General features: G+C 59.9%; 8 protein-coding genes and 1 pseudogene. All 9 read left to right on the forward strand.

The features are described 5' to 3' along the window. Positions 1-329, forward strand: a 329-nt coding sequence (pyrR, locus tag BG52_RS06490) for a bifunctional pyr operon transcriptional regulator/uracil phosphoribosyltransferase PyrR (protein ID WP_144340751.1), incomplete at its 5' end; no start/stop codon positions are given. A 2-nt stretch (positions 330-331) separates the two neighbouring features. Beyond that, positions 332-1231, forward strand: a complete 900-nt coding sequence (locus BG52_RS06495) for an aspartate carbamoyltransferase catalytic subunit (RefSeq protein WP_036581413.1) — start codon at positions 332-334, stop codon at positions 1229-1231. Between the two features lie 31 nt (positions 1232-1262). Further along, positions 1263-2549: a dihydroorotase gene (locus BG52_RS06500; RefSeq protein WP_036581344.1), complete on the forward strand. Its 1287-nt coding sequence runs from the start codon at positions 1263-1265 to the stop codon at positions 2547-2549. Between the two features lie 103 nt (positions 2550-2652). Next, complete coding sequence (locus BG52_RS06505; RefSeq protein ID WP_036581346.1) at positions 2653-3798, forward strand: carbamoyl phosphate synthase small subunit; 1146 nt, start codon at positions 2653-2655, stop codon at positions 3796-3798. Continuing rightward, complete coding sequence (gene carB, locus BG52_RS06510; RefSeq protein WP_036666981.1) at positions 3785-7000, forward strand: carbamoyl-phosphate synthase large subunit; 3216 nt, start codon at positions 3785-3787, stop codon at positions 6998-7000. The genes BG52_RS06505 and carB overlap by 14 nt, the downstream gene beginning before the upstream one ends. A gap of 111 nt (positions 7001-7111) precedes the next feature. Continuing rightward, positions 7112-7870, forward strand: a complete 759-nt coding sequence (gene pyrF / locus BG52_RS06515) for an orotidine-5'-phosphate decarboxylase (RefSeq protein WP_223298930.1) — start codon at positions 7112-7114, stop codon at positions 7868-7870. A gap of 1 nt (position 7871) precedes the next feature. After that, on the forward strand, positions 7872-8519 hold the full coding sequence (pyrE, locus tag BG52_RS06520; RefSeq protein ID WP_036581357.1) for an orotate phosphoribosyltransferase: 648 nt from the start codon (positions 7872-7874) through the stop codon (positions 8517-8519). A gap of 535 nt (positions 8520-9054) precedes the next feature. Next, complete coding sequence (locus BG52_RS06525; RefSeq protein WP_051602289.1) at positions 9055-9774, forward strand: ABC transporter ATP-binding protein; 720 nt, start codon at positions 9055-9057, stop codon at positions 9772-9774. Beyond that, positions 9725-10390 (forward strand): annotated as a pseudogene (locus BG52_RS06530) (efflux RND transporter periplasmic adaptor subunit); the annotation flags it as partial. The gene BG52_RS06525 and the pseudogene BG52_RS06530, both read left to right, overlap by 50 nt.

A 10390-nucleotide genomic window follows, 5' to 3' on the forward strand; every position in this document is an offset into this window, starting at 1 on the left:
TCGGCACGTCGGGCCGCTACGACGGGGTGAAGCAGGACGGGGAGAGCACGATGGCGATCCGCGACCGGCGCGTGATTCTGTTCGATGATGTGCTGTATACGGGACGGACGATCCGCGCCGCGATGGATGCGATTATGGATCTGGGCCGGCCGCAGTCGATCCAGCTTGCCGTGCTGGTGGACCGGGGACATCGGGAACTGCCGATCCGGCCGGATTACGTAGGCAAGAACGTGCCGACCTCCAAGCTGGAAAATATCGAGGTGGCGCTGACGGAAGTGGACGGCGCCGACAATGTGACGATACTGGGGCAAAGGGGGCAAACCGGATGACGATGACCGCAACGCAATTAAAGGAAAGAAGTTTGCTCGGCCTGAAGGGGCTGTCGGAAACGGAAATCCAGACGATTCTGGACCGTGCCGCCAACTGGGAACAGCTGCCGGAGAAAATCAACCGAATGTTGCCGGGAAAAATTGTCGCGAATATGTTTTTCGAGAACAGCACGCGCACCCGTTTCTCGTTCGAGGTGGCGGAAAAAAGGCTCGGCACCGAGGTGCTGAACTTCTCGGCGGCCGTATCGAGCGTGCAGAAGGGCGAGTCGATCTACGACACGGTCCGGACGCTTGAATCGCTCGGTATCGACGCTGGGGTCATCCGGCTGAAGCCGATCGGCGTGCTTGCCGAGCTGGCCGAGAAAATCCGGATCCCGCTTATCAACGCGGGCGACGGCAACAACGAGCATCCGACACAGGCGCTGCTTGATTTGTACACCATGCGGAAGCAGTTCGGTACGATCCGCGGCCTGACGGTCGCGATCGTCGGCGACATCCTGCACAGCAGGGTCGCGCGGTCCAATCTGTGGGCCTTGCGCACACTGGGAGCAAACGTCGTATTCTGCGCACCGCCGAATATGGAAGCCAAAGAGCTTGACGCGGCCTACGTCACGATGGACGAAGCGCTTCGTGCAGATGTCGTCATGATGCTGCGGGTGCAGCTTGAACGGCATGAAGGCGGCATGATCAGCTCGGCGGAGCATTACCGCGAGCATTACGGCCTGACGGCGGCGCGCGCCGCCCGGCTTGGCAAACACGCCATCATCATGCATCCGGCGCCGATCAACCGGGGAGTGGAGATCGACGACGAGCTGGTAGAGCATCCGCAATCGCGCATTTTCACCCAAATGAGCCACGGCGTACCGATTCGGATGGCCGTAATCGAACGGGCGCTTAAATAAAGGCTTCGGCCGAAGGGAGTTGCTGACAACAATGTCGAGTTGGATCACGAATGGCCTGGTCTGGAACGAAACGGCCGGGCGCCTGGAGAAAAAGCATATCCGCATCGAGGATGGCCTGATCGCGGAAATCGCGGATGGAGCCGGCAGCCGCGACTTTGGCGGGGCGCCTATTATTGATGCGGAAGACAAGCTTGTATCGCCCGGCTTCATCGATATGCATGTGCATCTGCGGGATCCGGGCTTCGAACATAAGGAAGACATCGCGACCGGCACCCGGTCGGCGGCGAAGGGCGGCTTCACGACGATCGCGTGCATGCCGAACACGCGGCCGGTGACGGATACGCCGGCAACGGTAACGTACATCCTGGACAAAGCGGCCCGCGAAGGCTGCGTACGCGTATTGCCTTATGCGGCCATCACGAAGAACGAGCTCGGCCGCGAGCTAACCGACTTCGCCGCGTTGAAAGAAGCGGGCGCGATCGGTTTCACGGACGACGGCGTCGGTGTTCAGAATGCGCAAATGATGAAAGACGCCATGAAGCTCGCGCATTCCCTCGGCATGCCGATCATCGCTCACTGTGAGGACGATTCGCTGGTCGATGGCGCTTGGGCGTCGGAGGGCAAGTTCGTCCGCGATAACGGCCTGAAGGGCATCCCGAACGAATCGGAAGCGATCCATGTCGGCCGCGACGTGCTGCTGGCAGAGGCGACAGGCGTGCATTACCATGTATGCCATGTGAGCACGGAGCAATCGGTGCGTCTGATCCGGCTGGCCAAATCGATCGGCGTGCGCGTCACCGCAGAGGTCTGCCCGCATCATCTCGTGTTGTCCGACGAGGACATCCCGGGCATGGATCCCAACTGGAAAATGAACCCGCCGCTTCGGACGCCGCGCGACGTGCAGGCCGTGATCGAGGGGCTGGAGGACGGAACGATCGATATGATCGTGACCGACCATGCGCCGCACAGCACCGAGGAGAAAGGGCGCGGCGTGGAGCTCGCGCCGTTCGGCATCGTCGGCTTCGAGACCGCTTTTCCGCTGCTGTACACAAAGTTCGTCCTCACCGGACGCTGGAACCTCGGATTTCTGCTGCAGCGGATGACATCCGATCCGGCTAAGGCGTTCGGACTGTCGACAGGGAGGCTTGCCGTCGGAGCTCCGGCAGACCTGACGATTGTCGATCTCGAGACGGAACGGTCGGTCGATCCGGCCACGTTCCTGTCGAAGAGCAGCAATACGCCATTCGGCGGCTGGAAGCTGACCGGCTGGCCGGTCCTCACGATTGTCGATGGACGGACGGTGTGGTCGGAGGCGTAACGGCCGGAAGCTTGTGCAGCGTGTGTAGAAATCAGTCTTATCTTTACCTGCTCGCCTGACGCGAGATGAACCGATAACTTTAGACCCAGAGGAGTGAGTACGGATGCAAGCAAGATTGTTGTTGGAAGACGGCACGCTGTTCACCGGCAAATCGTTCGGCGCGGAAACGGCCAAAATCGGGGAAGTGGTGTTCAACACCGGCATGACCGGCTATCAGGAGGTGTTGTCCGATCCGTCCTACTGCGGACAGATCGTCACGATGACGTACCCGCTGATCGGCAACTACGGCATCACCCGCGACGACTTTGAGAGCATTACCCCGTTCGTGCACGGCTTCGTCGTGCGCCGCCACGAGCCGGTGCCGAGCAACTGGCGCGCCGAATATTCGCTCGACAGCCTATTGAAGGAAGCGGGCATACCGGGCATCAGCGAAATCGATACCCGCATGCTGACCCGGATCATTCGCCACCACGGCGTCATGAAAGGTGTACTTACGACCGGCGGCGAATCAAAGGAAGAGCTGCTGGAGCAGCTCGGCGCAACGACGCTGATGACCGACCAGGTGCCGCGCACCTCGACGAAAAGCTTCATCAACGTGCCGGGCGACCGCGAACGCATCGTGCTGATCGATTACGGCGCCAAAAGCGGCATTCTGCGCGACCTCACGAAGCGCGGCTGCGAGGTGATGGTCGTTCCGCATGACACGACAGCCGAGCAAATCCGCCGCCTCAACCCGGACGGCATTCAGCTCTCCAACGGACCTGGGGATCCGAAGGACGTTCCGCATGCCGTGAATACGGTTCGCGAGCTGCTGGGCGAGTTCCCGATTTTCGGCATCTGCCTCGGGCATCAGCTGTTCGCGCTTGCCTGCGGCGCCGACACGGAGAAATTGAAATTCGGCCACCGCGGCGGCAACCATCCGGTGAAGGAGCTGGCGACCGGCCGCTGCTACATTACGTCCCAGAACCACGGCTACACGGTGCGTGAGGATTCCGTTACCGGAACCAGCCTGGAAGTGACGCATATTAACAACAATGACCGGACGATTGAAGGCCTGAAGCATGAGCGCTTCCCGGCTTTCTCGGTGCAGTACCATCCCGAAGCGGCTCCGGGACCTTTTGATTCCGGCTACTTGTTCGACCAGTTCCTGGAAATGATTCGCGAGTATAAACGCAATAACCCGCAGAAGCCGCGCCAGGCCCGGCTGTCCGAGACGCTGAGAGGAGAACTGCAGCATGCCACGAAATAACGATTTGAAAAAAATACTCGTCATCGGCTCCGGCCCGATCGTCATCGGCCAGGCGGCCGAGTTCGACTACGCCGGCACGCAAGCCTGCCAGGCTTTGAAAGAAGAAGGCTACGAGGTTGTCCTAATCAACAGCAACCCGGCTACTATCATGACCGATACCAACATGGCGGACAAGGTATATATCGAGCCGATCACGCTCGAATTCGTCAGCCAGATCATCCGTCAGGAGCGTCCCGACGGATTGCTGCCGACGCTCGGCGGACAGACCGGCCTGAACATGGCCGTCGAGCTGGCGCGCGCCGGCGTGCTGGAGCGCGAAGGCGTCAAGCTGCTAGGCACGCAGCTGACGGCGATCGAGCAAGCCGAGGACCGCGACCTGTTCCGCGAGCTGATGCGCGAGCTGGAGCAGCCGGTTCCGGAGAGCACGATCGTTACGACGGTGCAGGAAGCGGTCGATTTTGCAAATGAAATCGGCTATCCGATCATCGTCCGTCCGGCCTACACGCTCGGCGGCACCGGCGGCGGCATTTGCGCCAACGAGGAAGAGCTGCGCGAGACGGTCACCTCGGGCATCCGCTACAGCCCGATCAGCCAGTGTCTGATCGAGAAGAGCATCGCAGGCATGAAGGAAATCGAATACGAGGTTATGCGCGATGCGAACGATAACTGTATCGTCGTCTGCAACATGGAAAACTTCGACCCTGTGGGCGTGCATACGGGCGACAGCATCGTCGTGGCTCCGAGCCAAACGCTCTCCGACCGCGAATACCAGATGCTCCGTTCCGCGTCGCTCAAGATCATCCGCGCGCTGAGCATCGAGGGCGGCTGCAACGTGCAGTACGCGCTTGACCCGTACAGCTATCAGTACTATGTCATCGAGGTTAACCCGCGCGTCAGCCGTTCTTCGGCACTGGCCTCGAAAGCGACCGGCTACCCGATCGCCAAGATGGCGGCCAAAATTGCAGTCGGCTACACGCTCGATGAAATCGTCAACCCGGTTACGGGCCAAACCTACGCCTGCTTCGAGCCAACGCTGGATTATATCGTATCCAAAATCCCGCGCTGGCCGTTCGACAAGTTTATTTCGGCCAACCGCAAGCTCGGCACGCAAATGAAAGCGACCGGCGAAGTGATGGCGATCGGCCGGACGTTCGAGGAGTCGATTCACAAGGCTGTACGTTCGCTCGAAATCGGCGTACATCGCCTGCATTTGAAGGATGCGCCAGACTTATCGGACGAGGTGCTTCGCACACGGCTTGCAAAACCCGACGATGAGCGGATGTTTCTTGTAGCCGAAGCGTTCCGCCGCGGCTACACGCTGCAGGATATTCAGGATATGACGAAGATCGACTGGTGGTTCCTCGACAAAATCGAAAGTATCGTCGCTTTCGAGGAGTCGGTCAAATCGGCCCCGTCGCTGTCGCACGAGCTGCTGTACGAAGCGAAGCGCAAGGGCTTCTCCGACCGTTCAATTGCCGAGTTGCGCCGCGAAGGCAATGCGGGCGAGACAATGACGGAATCCGACGTGCGGGAGCTTCGGCTCGGAATCGGCCTGAAGCCGGTTTACAAGATGGTCGATACGTGCGCAGCGGAGTTCGAGGCGACGACACCGTACTACTATTCGACTTATGAAACCGAGAACGAAGTGACCCATACCGATAAGGAAAAAGTGCTTGTGCTCGGCTCCGGCCCGATCCGGATCGGCCAGGGCATCGAGTTCGACTACTCCACGGTGCACGCGGTTTGGGCGATTCAGGATGCCGGCTACGAGGCGGTCATTATCAACAACAACCCAGAGACGGTATCGACGGATTTCTCTACGTCCGACCGGCTGTACTTTGAGCCGCTGTTCTTCGAGGACGTCATGAACGTAATCGAACAGGAGAAGCCGATCGGCGTCATCGTCCAGTTCGGCGGTCAAACCGCGATCAATCTGGCCGCGCCGCTGTCGAAAGCCGGTGTGCGCATCCTGGGCTCCAGCCTGGAAAGCATCGATGCTGCAGAGGACCGCAAAAAGTTCGAAGCGCTGCTGCGCAAGCTGGACATCGCGCAGCCGCTCGGCAGCACGGTAACGTCGGTTGACGAGGCGGCGGCGGTTGCCGACGGCCTGGGCTATCCGGTGCTTGTGCGTCCGTCGTATGTACTCGGCGGAAGAGCGATGGAAATCGTCTACTCCAAAGAGGAGCTTCTGAGCTACATGGAGCAGGCGGTGCAAATCAATCCGGAGCATCCCGTATTGATCGACCGCTACATGCTCGGCAAAGAAGCGGAGGTCGACGCGATCTGCGACGGTGAAACGGTGCTCATTCCGGGCATCATGGAGCATGTGGAGCGCGCCGGCGTTCATTCCGGCGACTCGATCGCGGTGTATCCGCCGCAATCGCTGTCGGATGACGTCAAGAATCAGATCGTGGACATCACAATCAAGATCGCCAAGGAGTTCAAGGTAATCGGTACGGTGAACATCCAGTTTGTCATCCATCAGGACCAGGTTTACGTCATCGAGGTTAACCCGAGATCGTCCCGTACGGTTCCGTTCCTGAGCAAGGTGACGAACGTACCGATGGCCAACCTGGCGACCAAGGCGATTCTCGGCGAGAAGCTGGCAGACCTCGGCTATAAGCAGGGACTGTGGCCGGAGGACGAGTACGTTTCCGTCAAGGTGCCGGTGTTCTCCTTCGCGAAGCTGCGCCGCGTCGACCCGACGCTGACGCCGGAGATGAAGTCGACCGGTGAGGTGATGGGCCGCGACGTGCAGTACGCCAAGGCGCTCTACAAAGGCCTGATCGGAGCGGGCATGCGCATTCCGGCAACGGGCTCGATCATCGCCACGGTTGCCGACAAGGACAAGGAAGAAGCGATCGAGATTTTGCGCGGCTTCTACGCGCTCGGCTACAATATCGTCGCGACCGGCGGAACGGCGACCGCGCTCGAGCAAGCGGGCTTGCGCGTGATGCGCGTCAATAAGCTGAGCGAGGGATCGCCGAACATTCTGGACATGATCCGCTCTGGTCAGGCGCATTTTGTAGTCAACACACTGACCAAGGGCAAAACGCCGGAGCGCGACGGCTTCCGGATCCGCCGCGAGGCCGTCGAGAACGGGATCGTCTGCATGACGTCGCTGGACACGGTCAGCGCGCTGCTCAACATGCTGGTGACGATCAACTTCTCGTCTCGTCCGATGCCGGTGCTTCAGGTATAAGCTTTATCGCTAAAAACAAGAACGGCCAACGTCAGCGTCGGTCGGCTGCGCATGCGCGGTCCGCCGGGGCGGCGGATGGCCGTCTTATATGTACATAGCAGGCCACAATCGATGAGAGGACGTGAAACAATGGGCGCAACGCTCACGAGAGAGCAAGCGGCGGACCGGATCATGGTAGCGCTGGATTACCCGGATGCTTGTGCGGCAGAAGCGTTGATCCGGCGTTTGGAGGGTGTGCCGTGCTGGATGAAGGTGGGCATGCAGCTTTTTTACGCCGCCGGACCGGCGTTCGTTGCAGGCTTGAAGGAGCGGGGCTACCGCGTATTCCTCGACGTCAAAATGCACGATATCCCGAATACGGTAAAAGGCGGCGCCGGCAGCATCGCCAGGCTCGGCGTCGATCTGTTCAACGTCCATGCCGCCGGTGGCGTCCGGATGATGGAGGCGGCGATGGAAGGCGTCGAGGCTGCGCGGTCTGGCGGGGGCGCCAGCTTGAAAAGGCCGACCGTCATTGCGGTTACGCAGCTCACGAGCACGAGCCAAGCCGTACTGAACGACGAGATCGGGATTCCGGGCACGGCGGACAATGCGGTGCTCCGATACGCGCAGCTTGCCAGACAAGCAGGGCTCGACGGCGTCGTCGCTTCGCCGCAGGAGGTCGTCGCCATCAAGGCGGTCTGCGGCGCCTCGTTCATTACGGTGACGCCCGGAATTCGGCCCGCCGGTTCGGCAACGAACGACCAGTCTCGCATCATGACGCCGCGCGAGGCGCTGGAGCAAGGCACCGATTTCATGGTAATCGGACGCCCGATCACCGCCGCCGTCGATCCGAGGCAAGCCATCGAAACCATTATCGAGGAGCTGATCTAATATGTTGGAAGCCGGCTTGAATAAGCTGCCTGGCCGCATTGCGGAGCATCTGTTGAATATCGGAGCCGTCGCGCTCCGGCCCACCGATCCGTTCACATGGTCGTCCGGCATGAAATCGCCAATCTACTGCGACAACCGGCTGACGATGTCCTATCCGGAGGTAAGAGATACGATTGCGGAAGGGTTTGCGGCCGTCATCCGCGACCGGTTCCCGGACTGCGAAGCTGTAGCAGGGATCGCGACAGGCGGCATTCCGCATGCGGCATGGGTCGCACAGAAGCTTGGGCTCCCGATGCTGTATGTGCGCGACAAGGCAAAAGGCCACGGCAAAACGAATCTGATCGAAGGCTGCTATACGGCCGGGCAGAAGGTTGTGCTGATTGAGGACCTCGTTTCTACCGGCGGCAGCTCGCTGAAGGCGGCTGTGGCAGTCCGTGAGGCCGGCTGCGAGGTGCTGGGCACGGTCGCCATTTTCACCTACGAGTTTCCACAGGCGGCCGCTGCTTTCGAAGAACAGCACATTCCGCTGCACACCTTGTCCAATTACACGGCGCTCATCGATACCGCGCTGTCGCTCGGTAAAATCCGCAAGGAGGACGTCGCGCTGCTTAAGTCGTGGCGCGAGGACCCCCAGTCGTTCGGCCAATAAGCAAATACCAGGACCAACATGATCCTGGCAAGTGCAGGGACGTTCATACAAGCAACGCCTCTATCGGAATTGATGATGGGGGCGGTTTTCGTTCGTTGCGTGAATAACGGCGAGCCTGGGTCAAGGACAGAACGTCGGACATCCAGGGATGGTACGGGACCACCTTCAACCCTCTTTGTAAGGAATACACGTTTCGGTGGCATAATGTGCATTCTCGTAGGTCTTTATAGTTGTAATCTTCCATTTGTCGGATGCCTGGTATACCGGACTGTCGAGACTTTCTCGGCAGTCTTTTTTGGTTGCTTCAGCATTTCTTTATATTTTCCTTTACCTGGCATCGTAACTTTTTTCCGGGGCGCACCGTCTATACGATAGATGAAAAAAATCTAATGTTAGCAGGACGGAGGGTCGTAGAGAAACCATGGCGCAGTGGATGCGGAAAAAACAACCGGCCTTACCCGATCCGGACGAGGAAACGCAGCAGGAGCCGACACAGACGGAGCTTGTTCAGGAAAATGTCGCGCCGGGATCCCCGATGTCTCCCAATGTGGAGACGGAGCCCGACGAAGCGGGCCCGCTGCTGCGGGTGAGCGGCGTGGAGCGCTCCTTCCAGGTCGGCGGGCTGCCCTTGCATGTACTCAAAGGAATCAATCTGGAGCTGCAGCCGCGGCGCCTTGTGATGCTGCGCGGCCGGTCCGGCTCCGGCAAGACGACGCTGCTCAATCTGATCGGCGGCCTGGATCAGCCGACGAAGGGCGAGATCGTGTTTCGGGAGCATCCGTTTCACCGGATGGGCGACGATGCCCGGACGAATGTGAGGCGGCGTGAATTGGGCTTCATTTTTCAGACGTTCGCGCTGATGCCGCTGTTGTCCGCTTATGAGAACGTCGAGCTGTCACTCCGGATGGCCGACAGGCCGCGAGGGGAATGGAAGGCCCGGGTGATGGAGTGTCTTGAGCTTGTCGGGCTTGCCAAGCGGATGCACCATAGACCGTTCGAACTGTCCGGCGGGGAGCAGCAGCGCGTCGCAATCGCCAAGGCGATCGCCCACCGGCCGCGGCTGCTGCTGGCCGACGAGCCGACGGCGGAGCTCGATTCCCAAATGTCGGCTCAAATCATGAACGTCTTTCAAACGATTATTCAAACCGAACACGTAACGATCTGTATGACTACGCACGATCCTACGATTCTGGAGGTTGCCGATCATGTTTACGAAATGGTGGACGGAAAATTCATTGCACACGCGGAAGGGTAATCCGGCAGACGCCGCGGCATCGAGCCGAACGTCGAGCGGCCGGGTTTGGGCGCGCCGCGCAGCCGTGACGATGCTGGCCGCTTCGCTCGTCGTGACAAGCGGGTGCGGTTTGCTGCCGAAGGAGCGCGAGGAAGAGCTGCTCCCCGAAATTACGCCGCCGCAAATTTCGAAAAAGCCGGAGTACGAGGTAACCGCCACAACGCTCGAAACGAAGGTGCAAGGCCTCGGCAAAGTGATGTCGCAGACGGAGGAGACGCTGTTTTTTACGCTCGACAACATGCGGCTGAAGACGCTGAATGTAAAGCCGGGCGATCAGGTCGCGGCGGGTGCCGTGATCGGGACGCTCGAGGTGGAGACGATGCAGAAAGATCTGCGGAGCAAGCGGCTGGCGTTCCGCAAAGCGGAAACCGGGATGAAAGAAACGCTGCGCAAGCGCGACGAGATGGACCCGATCGATTTCGAGGAGGCGTCAATTGCATTCGAGGAACAGCGCCAGGCGATCATCGATCTGGAGGCCGAGATTGCCAAGGCGACACTGACGGCTCCGTTCGCCGGAACGGTCGTTCAGTTGAACGTGCAGAAAGGCGATGCCGTCAAAGCGTACGATCCGATCGCG

Source organism: Paenibacillus darwinianus (genome assembly GCF_000598065.1).
In the GTDB taxonomy this organism is placed as follows: Bacteria; Bacillota; Bacilli; order Paenibacillales; family Paenibacillaceae; genus Paenibacillus_I; species Paenibacillus_I darwinianus.